Source organism: Streptomyces sp. NPDC002889, assembly GCF_042888425.1.
GTDB lineage: Bacteria > Actinomycetota > Actinomycetes > Streptomycetales > Streptomycetaceae > Streptomyces.
In genome coordinates this window covers 21,301-42,740 of the sequence record NZ_JBIAPT010000013.1, presented here as the reverse complement: position 1 = coordinate 42,740, position 21,440 = coordinate 21,301, and the positions used below count along the sequence as shown (strand labels likewise).

Genomic DNA, 21,440 nt, shown 5'->3' with positions numbered 1-21,440 from the left:
TCCGCGGGCCGACGAGGCGCGCGGACCGGGTGCCACCCACCCCGGGCGGCCAGGACGGCGTACCGGTGCCGGGCCTGCCTGTTGCGCCGGTGCTGCGCGGACTTCACCTCCCGTCCACCTGGTCCCGCCCGGAATGTGGGTTTCCGCGAGCACGCTGCACCCGTGAGACGCATCGCAGGAATCGTCCTGGCGGTGATGCTGATCGGTGGTGTGGCAGTCGCCGTGATCGCAGGCCGCGAAAGCCCGGACACAGGCACGGCAACGAAGACCGTGCAGGGAGTGATCGGATCGGAGAAGGCGGAGTTCTTCGCCGATCCACAGGTGGTGAAAGCCCTGGCTGCCAAGGGCTTCACCGTGCGGACGGAGACCTCCGGGTCCTGGGCCATGGACCAACAGGCCCTTGAGGGGCAGGACTTCGCGTTCCCGTCGTCCAAGGCACCCGCCGATGAGCTGCGGCGCCGGGCGAAGGTCCGGGGCGGCCCGATCCGCCCCTTCTACTCGCCGCTCGTCGTCGTCGCGCACCGCGCCGCCGCACAGGTCCTCGCGGACAACGGGCTCGCCACGCTGAGCGGCGCATCGACCGGGACGCTGCGGATGGAGCCGTATCTGAAGGCCGCGCGGGCCGACCGGACCTGGCAGCAGCTCAAGGGAGCAGCCGGGCATGCCGAGTTGACCGGGACCGTGTTCATCACCAGCACCGACCCCGTCGCGTCGAACTCCGGCGCGCTGTATCTGGCCGCGGCCTCGTACGTCACCGACGGCGGCAGGGTCGCAGCCGACGAGGCTGCCGTGGACCGGACCGCGCCGCTGCTGAAGAAGCTGATCAGCGTCCAGGGGGCGCAGCAGACCAGCAGCGACGCTCCGTTCCGGGACTTCATCAGTGGCGTCGGCAATCCACTGGTCCTCGTGTACGAGTCACAGGTGGCCTCGCTGCTGCTGCAGAAACAGGACCTGGGGGATCTCGTCGTCCTCTATCCGGACACCACCGTCTCCAGCGACCACACACTCGTCCCGCTGACCGAGAACGGGCGCGCGCTCGGTGAACTGCTCGGCTCCGACACCCGGTTGCGCGAGCTCGCCGTACGGCACGGGTTCCGGCCGCAGGGGGCGGCCGCGGAGTTCACCGCCGCGACCGCCGGCTACACCGACTTCCTCAACCAGAAGCTGACCGGGATCCGCCAGGCGCCCGTGCCGACCGCTGAGGTCCTGCACGCGATGGCCGAACGGACCAGGTCCTAGGGGGACTTCACCATGACCGCACAGCAGCACAGCAGTGAACCGCTGGTACTCACGGCGCCTGAGCCGGTCGCACCGGTCCGGGCCGAGCAGGCGTCCGGACTGGTCCCGCTCGACGACACCGTCCGTACGGAGATGACACGCCGCGCCGACGAGTACGTGTCGTCGCTCGCCGGACTCGACGCCCGCTCACCCGAGTTCGCGACCCGCATCGGCGAGATCGCCTCGCTCGGAGCGGGCGAGATCCGCAGCGCGGCCCAGCAGTCCAACCGGATGCTGGACCGCACCGTACGCTCCCTGTCCGAAGGCGGCGAGGACGCCCAGGCCCGCGTCGGATCCTCCCTCGTCGCACTGCGACGTACCGTCGAGGACCTCGACCCGCGTGACACGCCCGGAAAGGGGGCACGCCGGCTGCTGGCCAAGCTGCCCGGGGGCAACAAACTCCGGGACCATGTGGCCAAATACGCCTCCTCCCAGGCGACGCTCAACAAGATCGTGGGCGCGCTCCGCGGCGGCCAGGACGAACTGCGCCGCGACAACGCAGCGCTGCACACGGAGCGGGCGCGCCTGTGGGAGTCCATGGGCAAGCTCCAGGAGTACGCGGTTCTCACCGAGGCGCTCGACGCCGCGGTCGGTGAGCGGATCGCGTCGGTGGAGATGACGGACCCGGTCCAGGCCGACGCGCTGCGTGCGGACGTGCTCTTCCCGGTCCGCCAGAAGCACCAGGACCTGCTCACCCAGCTCGCGGTCTGCGCACAGGGGTATCTCGCCATGGACGTCGTACGCCGCAACAACGAGGAGCTCATCAAGGGCGTCGACCGTGCGGCGACCACGACGGTCTCGGCCCTGCGCATCGCGGTGATGCTGGCCTCCGCTCTGGACAACCAGCGCAAGGTGACCGAACAGGTCAACACCCTGCGCTCCACGACGGAGGACCTCATCCGCGGCAACGCCGAGATGCTGGCAACCCAGAGCGGCGAGATCCAGCGCATCGCGGCCGACCCGGCGGTGGGCGCGGAGACGCTGCGTACGGCGTTCCAGCAGATCTACCGGACGCTGGACGCGATCGACACGTACAAGGCCCGGGCGACCGAGTCGATGGCGGCGACCGTCGAGTCGCTGACCGGTGAACTCCAGGCCGCCGGCCGCTACTTGGAACGCACACGCACGGCCGAAGCGCTCGAGGGGGGCCTTTCATGAGCGGCTCCACCGCACGCCTGCGCCGTGCCGCGGCCCGCGCGATCGGCCACGGGCGGGGGTGGGCCACGCCCCGTGGACGCCGGGCCGCGGCCCCGTGGACCGGGCGGCGCCACGCGGCCGGAGCACGCGTGAAAACCGTGCGGGCCGTCGTAGGCGTGTCCCTCGGCCTGACCCTGATCGGCGGCTGCACCACGGAGGGGAGCGGCCGGGACAGGACCCTGCCCGTCAAGAGCCGCGTCACGCTGCGTGTCCTCGCCTCCAGTGAGCTCCAGGACATGCGGCCGGTCCTGGATGCGGCCCGTGAGGCCACCGGGATAGGCGTGGAGGCCACCTGGAGCGGGACGCTCGATGCCGTCGAGCAGATCGCGTCGGGGAAGGCCGACGGGGTCTACGACGCCGTGTGGCTGTCGTCCAACGACTATCTGCGGCTGCGGCCCGGTGTCGGCTCGCGCATCAGCTCCGAGACTCCGATCATGACCTCTCCCGTCGCGCTCGGCGTGCGGACGCAGACCGTGCGGCGGCTCGGCTGGCAGCCCGACGACGTCACCTGGACCCAGGTGCACAGGGCTGTCGCCGACGGCCGGCTGACCTACGGCATGACCGATCCGGTCCGCTCCAACTCCGGCTTCTCCGCCCTGATCTCCGTCGCGTCGGGCCTGTCCGGCGCGCAGTCCGCGCTCACCGACGCCGATGTGCGCACGGCGACACCGAAGCTCAAGGAGTTCTTCGCCGGGCAGCAGCTCACCTCCGGCTCCTCGGGGTGGCTGGCCACCGCGTACGCCCGCCGCACCTCCGTCGACGCGCTCGTCAACTACGAGTCCGTCCTGCTGTCCATGAACCGCGACAGCCGCGCCGGGCTCACCGTCATCCGGCCCAAGGACGGGGTGGTGACCGCCGACTACCCCTTCACCCTGCTCACCTCCGCCACGTCACAGGCACGCGCCGCCGGCCGGAGTCTGACCACGTATCTGCGCGAGGCCGAGGCCCAGCGCGCGATCACCGGGAAGACGCTGCGCAGGCCCGTGGTCGCCGGGGTGAGGCCGGCTGCGGCGCTCGCCGCCGGGACCCGCCGCGAACTGCCCTTCCCCGGCACCCGGTCCGTCGCCGACGGACTGCTGGAGGCGTACGACAACAGGTTGCGCCGGCCCTCGCGCACGGTGTACGTCCTGGACACCTCCGGCTCCATGGAGGGCGAGCGGCTGCAGCGCCTCAAGGACGCGCTCACCGAGCTGACCGAGGACTTCCGGGACCGGGAGGAGGTGACGCTGATGCCGTTCGGATCGGCGGTCAAGCGGGTCCGTACGCATACGGTCGACCCGGATGGCCCCGACGCCGCCCTCAGGGCCATCCGCGCCGACGCGGCCGCGCTGAGCGCCGAGGGCGAGACCGCGATCTTCAGCAGCCTTCAGGATGCCTACGAGCACCTGGGGCGCGCGGACTCCACGAAGACGTTCACCTCGATCGTCCTGATGACGGACGGCGAGAACACCACGGGCGCCCGGCCCGCGGCCTTCGACGCGTACTACGGGCGGCTGCCGGCCGGCCGCCGCCACACCCCCGTCTTCCCCATCCTCTTCGGCGACTCCGACCGCGCGGAGCTGGAGCACATCGCCACCCTCACCGGCGGCCGGCTCTTCGACGCGACGAAAGGTTCGCTGGACGGCGCGTTCGAGGAGATCCGTGGCTATCAGTAGAAGGGCGCTCGGCTATCTCGAGTCCACCAAGAACCTCACGGGCTGCGCTCTCGGGATCGGCGGACTCGCCCTCACCTTCACCGGATTCGCAGGCCTCTACTGGCCGCTCGTGATCGCCGGGCTGTACGGCGCGGGCGCGCTGATCGTCCCGCCCGAGCGGCCGCCGGCCCCGGACTTCCCCGACCCGGCCGAGCAACTCGACACCCTGCGCGCCGACTTCACCACCCTGCACGCCTATCTGGCGTCCGTGGAACTGCCGCCCGCCGCGGGTGGCCGGCTCACCGAGCTGACCGAGCTGCTCGCGGCCCTGCTCGAGACCGGCTGGGTGGCGGAGGTACTCGCCCAGGACCCGGAGGGCGTGCACGCCCTGGCCCGCACGATCCGGCAGGACATCCCGGAGTCCGTCGACACCTTCGTACGCACCCGCTGGTGGAGCCGCCTCGCCCCGGGTGCGGAGCCGCCGGAGCGTCATCTGGAGCGACAGCTCGGGGTGCTGCACGCGGAGGCGGACGCGCTGGCGGCGGAGCTCCGCGAGACGGAGTCCCGACGCCAGCAGACCCACACCCGCTATCTGGAGGAGCGGGGCGGGGTCGCCTCGTAGCGCGGCGCCGGACGGACACTGCCCGACGGACACTGCCGGAAAAGGGTCCGGCCCCCGAAGCCGGTGAGGTGGCCTCGGGGGCCGGGACGCGGCGGGTCGGGAATTGACCCCCACAGGTCAGGGCGGATGTCGGGCAGACCCGCCGCGTTGGCCGTACGGGGCCGGGTCAGCCGAGCCGGGCGACCAGCGCGCGGTACTCGTCCCACAGCTCCTTGGGCGTGTGGTCACCGAAGGTGTTGAGGTGCTCGGGGACCAGCGAGGCCTCCTCGCGCCACACCTCGGCGTCGACCTTGAGCAGGAAGTCCAGGTCGTCCTCCGCCAGCTCCAGGCCGTCGGTGTCCAGGGCCTCCTTGGTCGGCAGGATGCCGATGGGGGTCTCGACGCCCTCGGCCTTGCCCTCCAGGCGCTCCACGATCCACTTCAGGACGCGGCTGTTCTCACCGAAGCCGGGCCACACGAACTTGCCGGCGTCGTTCTTGCGGAACCAGTTCACGTAGTAGATCTTCGGCAGCTTGGACTGGTCCGCATCCTTGCCGACCTTGATCCAGTGGGCCATGTAGTCGCCCATGTTGTAGCCGCAGAACGGCAGCATGGCGAACGGGTCGCGGCGCAGCTCGCCGACCTTGCCCTCGGCGGCGGCGGTCTTCTCGGAGGCGACGTTCGCGCCGAGGAAGACACCGTGCTGCCAGTCGAAGGACTCGGTCACCAGCGGCACGGCCGAGGCGCGGCGGCCGCCGAAGAGGATCGCCGAGATCGGCACACCCTTCGGGTCCTCCCACTCCGGTGCGGCGATCGGGCACTGCGCGGCCGGGACGGTGAAGCGGGCGTTCGGGTGGGCGGCCGGGGTCCCCGACTCAGGGGTCCAGTCGTTGCCCTTCCAGTCGGTGAGGTGGGCCGGAGTCTCCTCCGTCATGCCCTCCCACCAGATGTCGTTGTCGTCGGTCAGCGCGACGTTCGTGAAGACGGCGTTGCCCCACAGGGTCTTCATGGCGTTGGCGTTGGTGTGCTCGCCGGTGCCGGGCGCGACGCCGAAGAAACCGGCCTCGGGGTTGATCGCGTAGAGGCGGCCGTCCTCGCCGAAGCGCATCCAGGCGATGTCGTCGCCGATGGTCTCCACGGTCCAGCCGGAGATCGTGGGCTCCAGCATGGCGAGGTTGGTCTTGCCGCAGGCCGACGGGAAGGCGGCGGCGACGTACTTCGACTCGCCCTGCGGCGGGGTCAGCTTGAGAATGAGCATGTGCTCGGCGAGCCAGCCCTCGTCGCGGGCCATGACGGACGCGATACGAAGGGCGTAGCACTTCTTGCCGAGCAGGGCGTTGCCGCCGTACCCGGAGCCGTAGGACCAGATCTCACGGGTCTCGGGGAAGTGCGAGATGTACTTCGTGGAGTTGCACGGCCACGGGACGTCGGCCTCGCCCTCGGCGAGCGGGGCGCCGAGGGTGTGGACGGCCTTGACGAAGAAGCCGTCGGAGCCGAGCTCGTCGAGGACCGGCCGGCCCATGCGGGTCATGGTGCGCATGGAGACGGCGACATAGGCGGAGTCGGTGATCTCGACGCCGATCGCGGACAGCGGCGAGCCGAGCGGGCCCATGCAGAACGGGACGACGTACATCGTCCGGCCCTTCATCGAGCCGCGGAAGATGCCCTGCTCACCGGCGAAGATGTCCTTCATCTCCGCGGGGGCCTTCCAGTGGTTCGTGGGACCCGCGTCCTCCTCCTTCTCGGAGCAGATGAAGGTGCGGTCCTCCACGCGGGCGACGTCACTGGGGTCGGACGCGGCGTAGTACGAGTTCGGGCGCTTGATCGGGTCCAGCTTCTTGAAGGTGCCCTTGGCAACAAGCTCCTCGCTGAGCCGGTCGTACTCGGCTTCGGAACCGTCACACCAGACGACGTTGTCCGGCTGCGTGATTGCTGCGATCTCGTCGACCCAGGAGATGAGTTCCTGGTGGGTGGTGGGAACGATGCCGGGAGCCGCGTTGTCGCGCGCCACGATTGCTCCTAAGTGAGGGGTTTATTGGTTGTTGCCCCGTGGGGGCTGCGACCCGGACGCTTCGTAGGCGCTCATCCGGTGCCGACCGCACTCATCTGATCATCGGTGCCAATCGCCCATATGTCCAGAGGAGCTCTCACGTGAGCATCGCCACTGTTGACTGCTACCTACGGTCGCGTAGGTAGCATTCCGACCATGACTGCTGCCGCGCCCGAAGTGACCGAGCTCGACCCGCCGCCGGTGAAGCCGAGACTGCGCGGGTGGTTGCACGCGGGGATGTTCCCCGCCGTACTCATCGCCGGAGTCGTCCTCACAGCGCTCGCCGACTCGACGCGCGGCCGCATCGCCTGCGGTATCTACGTGTTCACCGCCTGCCTGCTCTTCGGCGTGAGCGGGCTCTACCACCGGGGCACCTGGGGTCCGCGCGCCACGGCCGTGCTGCGCAGGCTGGACCACGCCAACATCTTTCTGATCATCGCGGGCACATATACCCCGCTGACGCTGCTGCTCCTCCCCATCTCCACCGGGAGGGTGCTGCTGTGGGCGGTTTGGGCCGCCGCGCTGGCGGGAATCGCATTCCGGGTGTTCTGGGTCGGGGCGCCGCGCTGGCTGTACACGCCCTGCTACATCGCGATGGGCTGGGCCGCGGTGTTCTTCCTGCCCGACTTCATGCGCGCCGGCGGGATCGCGGTGCTGGTCCTGGTGATCGTCGGCGGGGTGCTCTACAGCGTGGGCGGCGTGATCTACGGCCTCAAGCGGCCCAACCCGTCACCACGGTGGTTCGGCTTCCACGAGGTGTTCCACACCCTCACGCTCGCGGCGTTCATCGTCCACTACGTCGGCATCTCGCTGGTGGCCTACTAGGCCCTGTCCGGGCACTCCCGACAGACATACCCTCGCGACCCCGCCCCCCTCTGGAGCCGGTCACGCAGATGGTCCAGACCTGTCCTTCACAGGTCTGGACCATCTGTTTCGGGCCGCTGGTGCGGCACTGTCGTCAACGGGCCGTGCGCAGATCCCCCTTCGCGCACGCCAGCCCGTCCCGGTTCGGGTCGAGCCGCAGGGGGTCGTCCTTGCCGTTCACCTTCAGGCGACCGTAGTCATGCGCCTTCAGCCACGCGCACCTCGCCGCCGTCGTCGCCTTCACCTTCTTCGGGAACACCGTCGGGACACAGACTCCCGCCGCGCCGTAGTGCCGGTCGCAGCCCGCGATCTCCGGGCTGACGGGTACCGAACCCCGCTTCTTCTGCGCCTTCTTGGGCGCCTTCGCCAAGTCGTCCGCGAAATCGTGGACGTGCGCCGAAGGTGCCTCGTCGGACGCGGCCATCGCGGTGGGCCCGCCCAGGTGCACCCACTTCGCCACCGACGGGATGCCGTTCGCGTCCACCGCGAAGAGCATGTACCAGCCGGGCGGCGCGAGGTTCGGGTTGCTGGTGACATTGAGGTCGATGTTGTTCCCGTCGACCGTCATCGGCAGGTCCACGAACCGCTGGTTGGGGTCGGAGGAGTGCGTCACCGCCGCCGGACGGATCAGCTCCGCCTTGGCGATCGGCCGGTCGACCGTGATCCGCTGGGTGTCTCCGTACGTCCACTGGCCGTCGATGACCGAGGTGATCTGCGGCCGGGCGCCCTTGAGCAGGTACGGCGGGGTGTAGACCGACACATTGTGGTTGTACGTGCCGTTGCCCGGGTTGTCGCCCACGGACATCACCCTGCCGTCGGGCAGCAGGAACGACGAGGAGTGGTACGTCCGCGGGATCGGGTCGGTGGCGAGCCCCGACTCCCAGGTGTTGGTCGCCGGGTCGAAGAACGACGCCTCGTACACCGGATCGGCCCGGTCGTGCAGACCGCCTCCGGTCTCCAGCACCTTCCCGTCCGGCAGCAGCACCGCCGAGACGAACATCTTGCCCTCGGCCCCCGTCTGCGGCCGGCGGCCCTGACCCTGGTCGACCTCGCCCTGCGGCAGCAACGGGCCGTGCGTGTAGGCCGGGCTGGGCTGCTTCAGGTCGATGATGTCGGTCAGCCGGTTGGCGACGGGGTTGGTCTCGTTGTTGCCGCCGCCGACCGTGAGCACACGCTGCTCCTGGGCCGGCGGCAGCAGGACGCTCGCCGACTCGTCGCGCTGGTCCTTGTTCTGCAGGCCCGGCACATCGGTGATGGTGTTGGCGCTGTAGTCGTAGATGGAGGCGCCGCTGCCCTGGGTGCCGTTGCCGAAGACATGGCTGCCGGAGTAGAAGAGCCGGCCGTCCTGCATCAGGATCATCGACGGGTACAGGCCCCAGAACGACCACGTCTGATTGACCTGCCACAGCGGCAGCCACTTGTTCTGCGACGCGGAGAACAGCTCGGCGGTCACATTGCCGGTGGAGTCCTCCTTCAGGCCGCCGAAGGAGATGACGTCACCGTTGCCGAGGATCGTCGCCGACGGGTACCAGTGGCCGCCGTTCATGTCATTGGTGCGGGTGTAGGTCTCGGTCGCCGGGTCGAAGACGAAGGAGTCCTTCAGACCCTGGTAGCCGATGGTGCCGTCGGCGGACGGATAGCCCTTGTTGCCGCTCATGACCAGCACCTTGCCGTCCTGGAGCTGCACATGGCCGGCGCAGAACATGTCGACAGGGGTGGGGATCGTACGGAAGGTGCCGTCGGCCGGGTCGTAGATGGCCGAGGTGAACGTGCCCGCCTCGAACTGCGACTGGTCGTTGCCGGAACCCGCGATCACCAGCACCTTGCCGTTGTGCAGCACCACCGAGTGCATGGAGCGCACCGGGTTCTGTACGGGCAGAACGTCCCAGCGGCCCTTCAGACACTCCTCGGGGGTGCCGGTGCACTGCGGTTCGGGCGTGGGGAGGGCCACCTCTTCCATGACGTAGTCGTCGGTGGTGACCGAGCCGGTGCCGTACACCGACACACCCCAGGCGATCCGGTCGGTGCCCGGCGGCACGGCCGGGGTGCGGACCTCGGCGCGACGGTAGTCCGCGCTCATGTCCAGGGTCTTGAGGTCGGTCCAGTACTGCCAGCCGGCCGTCGTGTCGTGCCGGAAGAGGGTGACGGAGGTGTCCGGGGTGGTGGACTTGTACCAGAGCGAGAGGTCGTACTGCTTCTCCGGCGTCACTTTCGGCGCACAGACCGTGTCCTCGGTGATCAGCGCCTTGCGGTCGCCGTCGACCCGGCGGGTCAGGGACACCTTCATCGCCTTGGTGCCCGAGTGGGCATCGGCGACGGTCTGGAAGGTGAAGTCGTTGTCGCCCCAGCCCGACTTCTTCCAGCAGGCCGGCATGTCGTCCGGTCCCGGAGTCTCGAAACCGGGGTTGCTGATCAGGTTGGGCGGGCCGGCGGACGCCTGCGGCGCGGATATCAGCAGAGCCGTGGTCAGGGCGCAGACAGCGAGCAGGGCCGTTCTGCGGCGGCTGCGGCGGCTGCCCCGGGGGCGGCCTGTGCGGATCGATGGTGGCATGGGCGGATCCCTTTCCGTGCGGCTCTCTCCGTGCGGTGGTTCAGTGGCCGTCCGGCGGTGCGGCGGCCGTGGGGATGGTGTGCGGTGAGCGGTGGTTCAGTGGGCGGCCGGCCCGTTGCCCACCGCCTGCGCGGGCGCCTGCGGCGTACCGGCGCCCTCCGGACCGGGCCGCCGGACCTTCTTCTTGCGCGGCAGATAGACCAGCGCCTCCGTCGCCGCGAACCGCAGGACGAACGTGGTCAGCAGCGCCAGGGCGGTCGCGGGAAGCACCTCCATGTCGAGCCGTCCCACGAACAGCGCGATCAGCGGAATGCGCAGCAGCAGGTCGGCGTTGGCGAGCACCGCGAACCTGCCCACCCGGTCCGCCCAGTGCCGGTGGCGCCGGCGGTCGCGGAACAGCAGCACCTCGATGAGGAGGAAGTTCCAGATCACGCCGAACTGGTTGGCGACGATCTCGGCCGGGAGGTAGTGCATTCCGGCACCGGTCAGCAGATGCAGACCGAGGAGGTTCGGTACGAAGCCGGTGAGGCCGATCAGCCCGAACGCGAGCATCCGGGCCACCGGTGACGCCGTGCGCAGCCCGACGAGATGCCCGAGAAACCGTATCCCCTCCTTCGCCGTCGACTTCGACTCGCCCGCGAACCGGTCCTGGAACACGAACGGCACCTCGGCGACCGTCTCCGGCCGGCAGCGCACCGCGAGCTCGAGCAGGATCTTGTAACCGAGGGGCCGCAGTGCGTCGGCGGTCACGACACTGCGGCGGATCGCGAAGAACCCGCTCATCGGGTCGCTGATCCCGCGCAGTCTGCGCGGGAACAGCCCCTTGGTCAGCCAGGTCGCGCCGCGCGAGACGGCGATGCGGTAGCCGCCCGCGAGTCCTTCCCGGCTGCCGCCGCGGATGTAGCGGCTGGCGACGACGAGGTCCGCCGCCGAGCGCTCCCCCGCGGCCACCAACTCCGGCACAAGGGCGGGCGGATGCTGCAGATCGGCGTCCATGACGACGATCCAGTCGGATCCCGCGCTCTTCATTCCCTCGACGACCGCGCCGCCGAGTCCGCCGGCCGGCTCGTCCCGGTGGATGACCGAGACCGGAAAGGGGCAGTCCTGCGCGGCGCTGCGGATCACCTCGGGCGTGTCATCGGTCGAGTCGTCGACGAAGACGACCTCGCAGGGCAGCCGTGAGGGCACCGACTCGGTGAGCCTGCGCAGCAACTCCCGGATGTTTCCCGACTCGTTGAAGGTCGGGATGACGAGGGTGACGGCGCCCGGCTCGGGCACCTGGGTAGCACTCAGCTCCGGATCGCCGAGTTCTTCGGCTCCGGTACGGGGGGTGGTCACAGGTCGCCTCCAGCGATCCGGCGGATCTCGATGCGGTCGTCGCCCTCGCCGAATACGGCGACCGGCGTCGAATGCTCCAGTGCTGCCTTGACGTTGGGCAGATCGACGGCGTCACGCCGGACGGTCGGCGAGGAGACGACATAGTCGAGGTCCCGCCAGCCCCGCGGCATCGTCTTGGTCACCGCCGGGTCCAGATCCGCCTTGTAGAACCAGATCGCCCCGGTGCCGGGCTCGAAACCGTCGTGCACGAGATCCAGCCACAGGGCGTCGTCGACCAGGACGCGGGTGGATGCGGGGTCGGCGACCTCCTCCTGCATCCACGCGGCGGCGGAGCGGTAGGGGCCGTTGGCGTCCACGGTGAGAGCGTCGCGGTTGCCCTCGTACCAGCGCGGCAGGACATAGGCGGCAGCGGCGGCCACCAGGGTCGCGGCCACGGCCCAGCGCGCACCGCGCACCAGCCCCGCCCGCCGGGGGCTCCGGTCCGCGTCCGGTTCCTTGCCGGCCGCCCGTGACCGGACCTCTGGCACAGCGTTCCCGAAGGGGCGGCGCAGGACGGCATGGGACACGCTCGCCGCGCCGCCCGCCAGTACCAGGGCCAGGAACGGCAGCGCCTGGATGACGTACATCGCCGGCAGATAGCCCGAGGGGCGCATCGCGACGACCGCCAGGATCGCCACCGCGAGCGCGGGACCGGCCAGTGCCCGGGCCGTCACCGACCAGCGCAGCGTGAGCAGCAGCAGCGCCGCTCCGGCGAGACCGCCCAGCGGCAGGACCCGGTCGTAGTACAGCCAGGACCGGAACACCCCGTGCGAGCCCGAGCCCGCGTCGAAGATGGACCCGGATCCCTCGCGGCTCATCTGGTACGTGATCCCATCGATCAGCGACACATGGCCGGGGCCGGGGAACAGTTCGTTGTTGAGCAGCGCGAACAGCGGATACGACAGGCCGATCAGCGCACACGCGGTGACCGCGCCGGTGACCGCGAACTTGCGGGTGTCGCGATGGCTGTGGCGCCACATCGTCACCAGCAGCGCCGGCAGCACCACCAGCATCGTCTCCTTGGTGAGCACGGCCGTCGCCGCGGTGAGCCCGGCGGCGAAGTGGTGCCACAGATGACGGCTCGGCGACGCCGCGAGGCAGAACGCCAGCAGCATCCACATCACGGCGATGTTGTCGAGGAAGATCTCGCGCTGCAGGACGACGGAGAGAGGAGAGAGCCCGAACAGCAGCATGGCGAGTCCGGCGGTCCAGCGGGGCAGGAACATCCGCCGCGCCAGCACGTACAGCAGCACCGCGCACGCCGCGCTGATCACCAGCATCGCGAACCGCATCGAGGCGACGGTCATCGACTCGGGAGCGATCAAGGACGGGATCCAGGTCAGGAAGGCTATCTGGATCCAGCCGAGAGGCGGATGGTCGTACCAGTACGTGTAGTGCGCGAGCCCGTCACCCTGCTGGACCGCCCAGGCCTGGGCGAGGTACGTGCCCTCGTCGTCGCTGAGGGTCGGGAAGTGGGTGATGTTCCAGCCCTGCACGAGCAGGATCACGCACAACAACCCCACGCAGAGCAGCAGATCGGGGCGCGATCTGCGAAACCGTATGACGGGCCGGACGTGGCCGGGCGCCGGCTCGGCGGTCCGCCGCCCGCCCTCGGGGGCCTCGGTGGATGCGTCGGTGGCGGGGGCGGCCGTGTCGGCGGCCGCCTCGGGGGCCGGAGGCAGGGTCGTGGTCACCGGTGGGCGTCCTCTCGGGTCTCGGTCTCGGTGAGATGCGCGCCGACATGGCTGGTCAGCTCCCACTCGTTACGGCCCCGCTGCTCCCGCCAGACCGCGCGCACGGCGGCGCCGGCCAGCAGGACCTGGTAGAAGGGGCCGCCGACGATGAGCTTGAGGTAGTGGACGAAGCGCACGCGGAGGCCGTACTGCACACCGAAGTCGTGCAGTCCGACGATCTCGAAGACGAAGGTGACCATGGCCGTGATCAGCGGCAGGAAGGTCACGATGGCGACCCCGACCGGGACGTCGAGGAAGAGGGCGATGGCGACGTTGAGCGGGATGATCAGGCCGGAATAGGCCTGCAGGAACGGCGTCATCAGGGTGTAACGGGCGAGCATCCGCTGGCCGCGTCCCGGCAGTTGCTTCCAGTCCTTCTTCCGGTACACCTGCAGGAAGCCCTGGTTCCAGCGGGTGCGCTGTTTGAGCAGGCTCATCAGGCTGCCGGGGGTCTCCTCGCGGGTGACCATGTCGCTGTCGTAGGCGACGACGACCTTCTTGCCGACGGACGACAGCCGCACACCCAGGTCGCAGTCCTCGGCCAGGCAGTTCGGGTCCCAGCCGTCCGCCTCGCGCAGCACCTCGGTGCGGACGAAGACGGTGTTGCCGCCGAGCGGGATGAAGCCCTTCTGTGCGTGCAGATGGAGCCGGCTGCGGAACCAGAAGAAGTACTCCAGGCAGTTGCGCAGGCTGTACCAGCTGGAGTGGAAGTTGATCAGCTGGACGCCGCCCTGGACGACGTCGGCGCCGGTGGACGTGAAGGCGTGGTCGACATGGGCGAGAAGCTCCGGATGGACCTGGTCCTCGGCGTCGAACACGCCGACGATGTCGCCGCGGCAGTGCGGGAGTGCGGTGTTGAGCGCCTTGGGCTTGTTCTTGGCCTCGTGCGTGTCGGTGATGACCCGGACCCGCACCGGGTCGCGGGCAGCGGCCCGTTCGGCGACCGCCGCGGTCTCCGGGTCGTCATGGCCGACGATGACGATGATCTCGAAGTTGGAGTGGCTCGACTCCAGCAGCCGCTCGATGGTGTGCTCCAGCACCGCCTGCTCGTGCCGGGCGGGCAGCAGCAGCGAGAACGACAGTCCGACACCGCCGTGCGGCCGGTCGAACCGGGTCGCGGCAAGCGTCTCGGGCGTGCGCCAGGCGTGCATCTGCCACCACAGCGTGAACGCCGCCATCCAGAACAAAACAACAGAAATGGCAACAACAAACAGCGAAACCAGCACCGAAGTCCCCCCTTGGACCTGCGCCGTGGCAAGGACCCCCCTGGCCTACGGCACACAACTCCCCCACGCGGCACTCCCCAGTACGCGCGCCTGCTCTCGTTCGTTCAGGACAATAGAGGCGGAGGATTGCGTTCCGGTGCTCCTCGGATAAATTCTGCCGTTCCGGGCGCACTTCATGTGATACCGGGCAAGTCACGTTGCGTTTGTGGTACTTGGGGGCCGACTTTCAGCCACCCAGCTGCCGCGCGAGCTCCTCCGGGTCCGAGGTGGGGGCGTGACAGACGAAGTTCCGGCACACGTACGCCGCCGGACGCCCCTCCATCAGCGGCCGGTCACGCAGCAGCGGGAACTCCGCGCTGCCCGCCTCACCAGCCGCGACGGCCGCCCCGGGGGCGTTGGACAACAGCGCCGTACGGTGCAACTCCCGTGTCGCCGCGTCATGTTCGGGGCCGACAACGGCGACTTCACGCGGCCCGTCCAGCAGCGCCTCCGCGACCGCGAGGCCCCACCCGATGAAGCGCGGGGCACGCGGCCCGAGCGCCTTCACCACACCCAGAGCCCCTTCCGCGGCGCTGCGGTGCGCCTGGGAGCCGGTATGCGCCGCATACAAGAGCAGCGCTCCCGCCGCGGCCGACCAGCCCGAAGGAGTCGCGCTGTCCGTCGGGTCCTGCGGGCGGCGGATCAGCCTCTCGGCGTCATGGGCGGTGTCGTACAACGCTCCGCCCTCCCCCACAAATTGTTCGACAACAATGTCCAGAAGAAAACCGGCGAACTCCAGCCACGTACCCTCGCCGCTGACCGCCGCGAGCGCCAGGAAGCCCTCCGCGACATCCGCGTAGTCCTCCAGCACCCCCGCGTTGGCACCAACCTTGCCGTCCTTGGACGTACGGGCCAGGCGTACGCCGCCGGCCGAGAAGTCCATGTGGAGCCGCACCAGCAGATCGGCCGCCTCCGTGGCCCGCTCGATCAGGTCCGGCCGCTCGAAGCACGCACCGGCCTCGGCGAGCGCCGCGATCGCCAGACCGTTCCAGGCGGCGACCACCTTGTCGTCGCGCCCCGGCCGCGGCCGCTCCTCACGGGCCGCGAACAGTCGTGCCCGCAGCTGCGGATCGGCCTGCTCGCCCGGGAGCTGCAGCACCGATGCGCCTTCCTCGAAGGTGCCGTCCTCGGTCACCCCGAAGATCTCGGCCGCCCGCTGCCCGTCCTCGTCCCCGAGCACCTCGCGCAGCTGCTGCGGCGTCCACACGTAGAAGGCGCCCTCGACATGTTTGCGGGTGCGGTCCTCACTGTCGGCGTCGAGCGCGGACGCGAACCCGCCCTCGGCGGTGCGCAGTTCACGCACCATGAAATCCGCGGTCTCCAGCGCGACGCGACGGGCGAGGTCGGAGCCGGTGGTCCGCCACAGATGGGCATGGACCCGGCACAGGAGCGCATTGTCGTAGAGCATCTTCTCGAAGTGCGGCACGACCCACTCCCGGTCCACCGCGTAGCGCGCGAAACCGCCGCCGAGCTGGTCGTAGATCCCGCCGCGGGCCATCGCCTCACAGGTCTCGGCAGCCATCTGGAGCGCACCCTCGGCCCCGGCGCGTGCATGGTGCCGCAGCAGAAACTCCACGACCATCGACGGCGGGAACTTCGGCGCGCCGCCGAACCCGCCGTGCCGTTCGTCGTACTCCCTGGTCAGCCCGAGCAGCGCCTGCGCCAGCTCCGCCTCACCGGGCACGCCCTGCCCGCCGTGGGCGAGGGAGCGGCCGGCCAGATCACGGGTGATGTTCCCGGCGACCTCGGCGACCTCCTCCCGACGGTCGGTCCAGGCGGTGGCCACACCCTCGAGAACCTGCCGGAAGGAGGCCATGCCGTGCCGGGGCTCGGGCGGGAAGTACGTACCGAAGTAGAAGGGCTCGGCGTCCGGGGTGAGGAACACGGTCATGGGCCAGCCGCCGTGGCCGGTGGCAGCCTGCACGGCCTCCATGTACACGGCGTCGACGTCGGGCCGCTCCTCGCGGTCGACCTTGATGTTGACGAAGCGCTCGTTCATCTCGGCGGCAGTTTGTTCATCCTCAAAACTTTCATGGGCCATGACATGGCACCAGTGACAAGAGGAATACCCGACGCTCAGCAGCACCGGGACCCCGCGCCTGCGGGCCTCCTCGAAGGCCTCCTCCGACCAGGGCCACCACTCGACGGGGTTGTCGGCGTGCTGGAGGAGGTAGGGGGAAGTCTCATGGGCGAGGCGGTTCGGCATACTGCCATCCTCTCTCACGGGCGGATGATCGCCGGTCTCCCTCGCAATGGCGCGCCGCGCGCAGGACACTTGTCGCCGGAACCACGGGTACGGATCGGAACCGGAGCAATCGGAGGGGGACGTATATGCGGGACGGCCACCGGGCGGAAGCGGAGCGGCTGTTGGTGCGGGCCGTCGAGGAGGAGGTGCGGCGTTCGGGCGGGCGGTCGGACCCGGCGGTCCTGCTGACGCACGGGCGGGCGGCGCTGGACGCCATGGCCGCGAACGCGGGTGAGGAGTACGCCGCGTACGAACGGGCGCTGACGGAGGGCGAGGCGGGGCAGCAGCCTCCGGCGGAGCGGTTCAGCCGCGGGAATCTGTCGACTCCCCTCCTGGTGACAGCCGTTGCCGCGTTGGCCGCGACGGTCGCGGACCTCGCACTGGGCACGGCGACGGGCACAGCGCTGGGTGCGGGCGCGGTCGTTGCCGTCGCCGGGGCCGCGACGACCGTCGCCAAGGTGACCGCGGCGCACTGGCCGGCGGCGCACCGCAGGGCGGGGGCGCTGGGTCAGCCGGGCGGGGCGGAGCAGCTCAGGCTGCAGTGGCTGACGGCACTGGAGGTGCGGGGGATCCGCCCGTTCCTGGACCAGCAGCGGATGCTGGCCGCGTCCACGCGCCCCGCGAAGAAGACCGCGGCGTCGACGCCGTTGCGCGGGGTGGATCGCAGTGCCGCCGCGCGCCGCAGGTCGGTGCTGGAGCAGTCGTTCTCCCATCTGCCCGAGCCCGAGGGGCCGTTCGCGGGGCGACGGGAGCAGCTGGCGCAGATCGCACAGTGGGTGCACGCGGCGCGGGCGTCGACCGAGACCCGGCCGACGGTGGTGGTGCTGTACGGCGAGCCGGGCGCAGGGCGTACCGCGCTCGCGGTGCGTGCCGCCCACCATCTCAAGGACCAGTTCCGGGGTGCGTGCGTGGTGGATCTGCGCGGCGACGGCGAACAGCCGCTGTCCACGCGCGACGCGCTGCTGCATCTGCTCAACCGTCTGGGCGCGCCGCGTGAGCAGCTGCTGTTCAGGGAACGGTCGTCGGCCGAGCAGCAGGTGCGCCGGCTGGGCGAGCTGTACCACCAGCATCTGACGGGTCTGCCGGTGACCGTGGTCCTGGACGACGCGAGTGACGCGGCGCAGGTGCGGATGCTGGTGCCGGAGCGTTCGGACAGCCTGGTGCTGGTGACCGCCCGACGGCCGATCGAGCTCGGCGAGGGGATTTCCGCCTGGGTCCATCAGCTTCCGGTGGAGGCACTGGACGCGGCGGGGGCGGAGGAGTTGCTGCGTCAGTCCGCGCAACAGCCGTCGTCGGGACCCTACGACGCCCAATCGGCGGATACGGTACGGGAGTTGTGCGGCGGTCTGCCGCTGGCGCTGCGGATCGCGGGCTCGTCGCTCGGCGAACGCAGCGCAGACCGGCTTGCGGCGGATCTGGGGTCCTACGGTCCGGTGGACCCGGTCGAGCGGGCACTGTGGCTGCGCTACACCGACCAGTCCGATCAGGCACGGCGGCTGCTGCGCCGGCTGGCGCTGGCCGGGCGGGCGTCGCTGGGTGCGGCGGCCGCGGCCGCGCTGCTGGGCGCCGACGAGCAGGAGGCGCAGCGGCTGCTGGCGGATCTGGCGCGGGCGGGGCTGATCGACCATGTGCGGGCGAGCCGTTACCGGCTGCACGATGTGGTGCGGACGTTCGCCCGGGCGCGGCTGCTGGACGAGGAGGAGGCCAAGGATCGTTCGGCCGCGCAGGAGCGGCTGATCCACAACTACGCGGAGCTGGCCGGTGCGGTGATCCGGATGGTCGACGGCAAGATGTCGACGCGGGCGGGCCAGTTCGGGGCGCACGGCTTCTCGTCGCTGGACGCGGCGCTGCGCTGGCTGGACGACGAGTCGAGCTTCATCACCTCGGCGCTGCGCCATGCGGAGGGTGTGGACCAGCAGGCGGTGCTGGGGCTGCTGGGTGCTCTGTGCGACTACTGCCTGCTGCGGGGGGATCTGTACCGGCTGGGTGAGATCAGCGAACTGTCGCAGGCTGTGGACCAGGGGCTGCTGGAGCGTTCGGTGCGCTGGCGTACGGGGATCGCGGCGCGGCAGCTCGGTGAGCTCGACAAGGCACGTACGACGCTGTCGTCGGTGGTGGGCCTGTATCGGGAGGCGCACAACGACGCGGGGGCGGCGCTGGCGCTGTGCTCGCTGGGGATCACCCTGCACCACCAGGGCAATCTGCCGGAGGCGGCGGCGAAGCTGCACGAGGCGATCGAGCTGCAGTCCTCGGACGAGCAGGCCGAGGACCGGGCATGGTCACTGCACGCACTGGCGGCTGTGGAGCGGGACCGGGCGAACCTCGCGCAGGCGCTGACGCTGCTGGCGACGGCGCTGAGGCTCCACCGGGAGGGCGAGTCCCTGCACGGCGAGGCATGGACGCACTTCCAGCTGGGCCAGGTCTGTCTGCGGATGGGCGACGTACCGCGCGCCGAATCGGAGCTGCGGGAGGCGCTGGATCTGTACGGGCGTACCCATGACGGCCGTGGCGAGGCCTGGGCGCTGACCCAGCTGGCGCGGGCCCGGCTGGTGGACGGTGATCCGGCGCCCGCGGCCGACCAGCTGCGCCAGGCCGTGGCGCGCCACCGTGAAAACGAGGACGCGCGGGGCGAGGCGTGGTCGCTCTACTACCTGGGTCAGGCCCTGGAGGAGCTCGGCGACCGCGACCAGGCGGTGCGTGAGCTGGAGCGGGCGCGGACGATGTTCTCGCGGATGCGGGACGTGTACGGGCTGGCCTGCGCGCGTCACCATTCGGGCCGTGTCACCCGCGACCAGCGCGCGGCGCAGACGGGCAACCTGCGCAACTCGGGTTTCGCACGCCAGCTGCTGGTGGACGCCCGCGCGGACTTCGCCCGTATCGGAGTCGCCCATGGCGAGGCCTGGACGTGCCTGGAGCTGGCCCTGATCGACGCGGGCAACAACCGTCCGGTTCAGGCGCTGGCGCTGTGCGACGAGGCGACGGCGCTGTTCACGTCGTACGAGGACCGCCGTGGCGGCGACTGGTCGCGCTTTCTGCGCTGCACACTGCTGCCGTTCGCGTCCCCGGGCGGCATCGAGGTGGGCACGGTGGTGGCCCAGGAGGAGCTGTCCGAGCTGAGGGCCTCCTCGCACCCGTCCCGTGACGGCAAGGTCGAGGACTGTGCGGAGGCTCTGGCAGTGATGCTGGGCCGCGGTGTCCGGCTGGAGGACGGCTGGCAGGCCTGGGAGCTGGGCCTGGTCCCGAGCCGCCACGCCCGCGAGGTGATGGGGGTGCCGGTGGGGGCGCCTGCGTAGGCGCGTGCCTCGGACGCCGGAGGGGCTGATCTCCAGCCCGTCCGGCGTCCGGGGAGGCGGACCGCAACCTCCCAGGGGCCGGGGGCCTCACCGGGCCCCGGAACCCACGCGACTCCGCAGGTCACGCGGAGCCGGACGTCACGCGGACCGGGGCCTCACGCGGAGCCCGGTGTCGCCTTCTGTGCCGGGCCCTCGGACGCCGCCGGGTCCGGGGCCTCCTCGAAGTTGACCCGCCCCATGTGGCGGTTCATCGACTTCATCAGCAGCCACACGCCCACGGCCAGCGCCGCGAAGACGAGGAAGCCCAGGACACCGGGGGTGACCTTGTTCTCGTCGAGCTCCTTGGCGAGGGTGGCCGCGTGCGTCATTGCGAGGTTTGCGCTTGCGCTCATATCAGGCATTGTCGCGGATGCCCGCGAAGAGGTCGTCCTCAGGGAGGGAGGTATCGACGAGCGACGTGGCAAGTTCGTACTCCTCCGTCGGCCAGACCTCCTTCTGGATCTCCATCGGCACGCGGAACCAGCCGCCGTCGGGGTCGATCTGCGTCGCGTGCGCGATCAGCGCCTTGTCGCGGATCTCGAAGAAGTCCCCGCACGGCACATACGTCGTCAGGGTCCGTTCGGCGCGCTGGAACTCCTTCCAGCGCTCCAGCCACTCGCCGTACGGGGACTCCAGGCCACGGGCCAGGAGCGCCTCGTGCAGCGCGACCGTGCGGGGCCGGTTGAAGCCCTGGTTGTAGTAGAGCTTCTGCGGCTGGTACGCCGTGCCGAACTCGGACTCCGGGAACTTCTCGGTGTCGGCCGCGCCCTCGAAGGCCACCATCGTGATCTTGTGGGTCATGATGTGGTCGGGGTGGGGGTACCCACCGTTCTCGTCGTAGGTCGTGATGACCTGCGGGCGGAAGGCGCGGATGCTGCGCACCAGTTCGCCGGCGGCCTTGTCGATGTCCTCCAGCGCGAAACAGCCCTCGGGCAGCGGGGGCAGCGGGTCGCCCTCCGGCAGGCCGGAGTCGACGAAGCCGAGCCACTCCTGCTTGACGCCGAGGATCTCGCGCGCCTCGTCCATCTCTTTCTTGCGGACCTCGTGGATGTGCTCCTCGATATAGGCATCGCCCTGGAGCTTGGGGTTGAGGATGGAGCCGCGCTCGCCTCCCGTGCAGGTCACGACCAGCACGTCCACCCCCTCGGACACATACTTGGCCATCGTGGCCGCACCCTTGCTCGACTCGTCGTCGGGGTGCGCGTGAACGGCCATCAGTCGCAGCTGCTCGGTCAAGACTCGATCCTCAATGATTCGTCGCGAACAATTGGGTGCCGACCCACAGGGACATCGGTGTGGGGCGGCGGTCGGGT

At 70.2% G+C, this 21,440-nt stretch carries 14 protein-coding genes; 6 read left to right on the top strand and 8 right to left on the bottom strand.

The window, feature by feature from the left end; all coding sequences use genetic code 11:
* Positions 1 to 195: 195 nt before the first annotated feature.
* Genes ACFYWI_RS20680 through ACFYWI_RS20665 form a run of 4 tightly spaced genes read left to right on the top strand, consistent with a single transcriptional unit; the run spans position 196 to position 4,731 of the window.
* Positions 196 to 1,239, top strand: coding sequence for a hypothetical protein (locus ACFYWI_RS20680; RefSeq protein WP_389234832.1), 1,044 nt, complete (start codon positions 196 to 198; stop codon positions 1,237 to 1,239).
* Positions 1,240 to 1,251: 12 nt separating this feature from the next.
* On the top strand, positions 1,252 to 2,436 hold the full coding sequence (locus ACFYWI_RS20675) for a toxic anion resistance protein (protein WP_389234263.1): 1,185 nt from the start codon (positions 1,252 to 1,254) through the stop codon (positions 2,434 to 2,436).
* Positions 2,433 to 4,130, top strand: coding sequence for a substrate-binding domain-containing protein (locus tag ACFYWI_RS20670; protein ID WP_389234260.1), 1,698 nt, complete (start codon positions 2,433 to 2,435; stop codon positions 4,128 to 4,130). Before ACFYWI_RS20675 ends, ACFYWI_RS20670 begins: the two co-directional genes overlap by 4 nt.
* Complete coding sequence (locus ACFYWI_RS20665) at positions 4,117 to 4,731, top strand: hypothetical protein (RefSeq protein ID WP_389234257.1); 615 nt, start codon at positions 4,117 to 4,119, stop codon at positions 4,729 to 4,731. Before ACFYWI_RS20670 ends, ACFYWI_RS20665 begins: the two co-directional genes overlap by 14 nt.
* A 166-nt stretch (positions 4,732 to 4,897) precedes the next feature.
* On the opposite strand, the gene ACFYWI_RS20660 is transcribed toward ACFYWI_RS20665, so the two are convergent.
* Positions 4,898 to 6,721 (bottom strand): phosphoenolpyruvate carboxykinase (GTP), encoded by a 1,824-nt coding sequence (locus tag ACFYWI_RS20660; protein ID WP_389234254.1) that lies wholly within the window; start codon positions 6,719 to 6,721, stop codon positions 4,898 to 4,900.
* A gap of 195 nt (positions 6,722 to 6,916) precedes the next feature.
* On the opposite strand from ACFYWI_RS20660, the gene ACFYWI_RS20655 reads away from it, so the two are divergent.
* The gene (locus tag ACFYWI_RS20655; protein ID WP_389234251.1) at positions 6,917 to 7,585 is read left to right on the top strand and encodes a hemolysin III family protein; all 669 of its coding nucleotides are present in this window, start codon (positions 6,917 to 6,919) and stop codon (positions 7,583 to 7,585) included.
* A 133-nt stretch (positions 7,586 to 7,718) separates the two neighbouring features.
* On the opposite strand, the gene ACFYWI_RS20650 is transcribed toward ACFYWI_RS20655, so the two are convergent.
* The 5 genes from ACFYWI_RS20650 to ACFYWI_RS20630 all read right to left on the bottom strand — a co-directional run bounded on the left by ACFYWI_RS20650 (position 7,719) and on the right by ACFYWI_RS20630 (position 16,756).
* A complete protein-coding gene (locus ACFYWI_RS20650; protein WP_389234248.1) occupies positions 7,719 to 10,175 on the bottom strand; it encodes a galactose oxidase-like domain-containing protein in 2,457 nt (818 codons plus the stop codon).
* 96 nt (positions 10,176 to 10,271) lie between these two features.
* Positions 10,272 to 11,513: a glycosyltransferase gene (locus ACFYWI_RS20645; RefSeq protein ID WP_389234245.1), complete on the bottom strand. Its 1,242-nt coding sequence runs from the start codon at positions 11,511 to 11,513 to the stop codon at positions 10,272 to 10,274.
* A complete protein-coding gene (locus ACFYWI_RS20640) occupies positions 11,510 to 13,246 on the bottom strand; it encodes an ArnT family glycosyltransferase (RefSeq protein ID WP_389234242.1) in 1,737 nt (578 codons plus the stop codon). The genes ACFYWI_RS20645 and ACFYWI_RS20640 overlap by 4 nt, the downstream gene beginning before the upstream one ends.
* Positions 13,243 to 14,463 (bottom strand): glycosyltransferase, encoded by a 1,221-nt coding sequence (locus ACFYWI_RS20635; protein WP_389234239.1) that lies wholly within the window; start codon positions 14,461 to 14,463, stop codon positions 13,243 to 13,245. Before ACFYWI_RS20635 ends, ACFYWI_RS20640 begins: the two co-directional genes overlap by 4 nt.
* 274 nt (positions 14,464 to 14,737) lie before the next feature.
* A complete protein-coding gene (locus tag ACFYWI_RS20630; protein ID WP_389234236.1) occupies positions 14,738 to 16,756 on the bottom strand; it encodes a thioredoxin domain-containing protein in 2,019 nt (672 codons plus the stop codon).
* Between the two features lie 125 nt (positions 16,757 to 16,881).
* Between ACFYWI_RS20630 and ACFYWI_RS20625 the strand changes: the two genes are divergently transcribed.
* Positions 16,882 to 20,088, top strand: a complete 3,207-nt coding sequence (locus ACFYWI_RS20625) for a tetratricopeptide repeat protein (RefSeq protein WP_389234233.1) — start codon at positions 16,882 to 16,884, stop codon at positions 20,086 to 20,088.
* A 155-nt stretch (positions 20,089 to 20,243) separates the two neighbouring features.
* On the opposite strand, the gene ACFYWI_RS20620 is transcribed toward ACFYWI_RS20625, so the two are convergent.
* Complete coding sequence (locus ACFYWI_RS20620) at positions 20,244 to 20,489, bottom strand: hypothetical protein (RefSeq protein ID WP_389234230.1); 246 nt, start codon at positions 20,487 to 20,489, stop codon at positions 20,244 to 20,246.
* Positions 20,482 to 21,363 (bottom strand): mycothiol conjugate amidase Mca, encoded by an 882-nt coding sequence (gene mca, locus ACFYWI_RS20615; RefSeq protein ID WP_389234227.1) that lies wholly within the window; start codon positions 21,361 to 21,363, stop codon positions 20,482 to 20,484. The genes ACFYWI_RS20620 and mca overlap by 8 nt, the downstream gene beginning before the upstream one ends.
* Positions 21,364 to 21,440 lie beyond the last annotated feature (77 nt).

What these genes read in the sequence shown, in the direction of transcription:
- ACFYWI_RS20680 (WP_389234832.1), top strand. Translation starts at nt 196, where the DNA reads ATGCTGATCGGTGGTGTGGCAGTCGCCGTGATCGCAGGCCGCGAAAGC.
- ACFYWI_RS20620 (WP_389234230.1), bottom strand. Translation starts at nt 20,489, where the DNA reads ATGCCTGATATGAGCGCAAGCGCAAACCTCGCAATGACGCACGCGGCC.
- ACFYWI_RS20650 (WP_389234248.1), bottom strand. Translation starts at nt 10,175, where the DNA reads ATGCCACCATCGATCCGCACAGGCCGCCCCCGGGGCAGCCGCCGCAGC.
- ACFYWI_RS20635 (WP_389234239.1), bottom strand. Translation starts at nt 14,463, where the DNA reads ATGGCGGCGTTCACGCTGTGGTGGCAGATGCACGCCTGGCGCACGCCC.
- ACFYWI_RS20630 (WP_389234236.1), bottom strand. Translation starts at nt 16,756, where the DNA reads ATGCCGAACCGCCTCGCCCATGAGACTTCCCCCTACCTCCTCCAGCAC.
- ACFYWI_RS20675 (WP_389234263.1), top strand. Translation starts at nt 1,252, where the DNA reads ATGACCGCACAGCAGCACAGCAGTGAACCGCTGGTACTCACGGCGCCT.
- ACFYWI_RS20655 (WP_389234251.1), top strand. Translation starts at nt 6,917, where the DNA reads ATGACTGCTGCCGCGCCCGAAGTGACCGAGCTCGACCCGCCGCCGGTG.
- ACFYWI_RS20625 (WP_389234233.1), top strand. Translation starts at nt 16,882, where the DNA reads ATGCGGGACGGCCACCGGGCGGAAGCGGAGCGGCTGTTGGTGCGGGCC.
- ACFYWI_RS20670 (WP_389234260.1), top strand. Translation starts at nt 2,433, where the DNA reads ATGAGCGGCTCCACCGCACGCCTGCGCCGTGCCGCGGCCCGCGCGATC.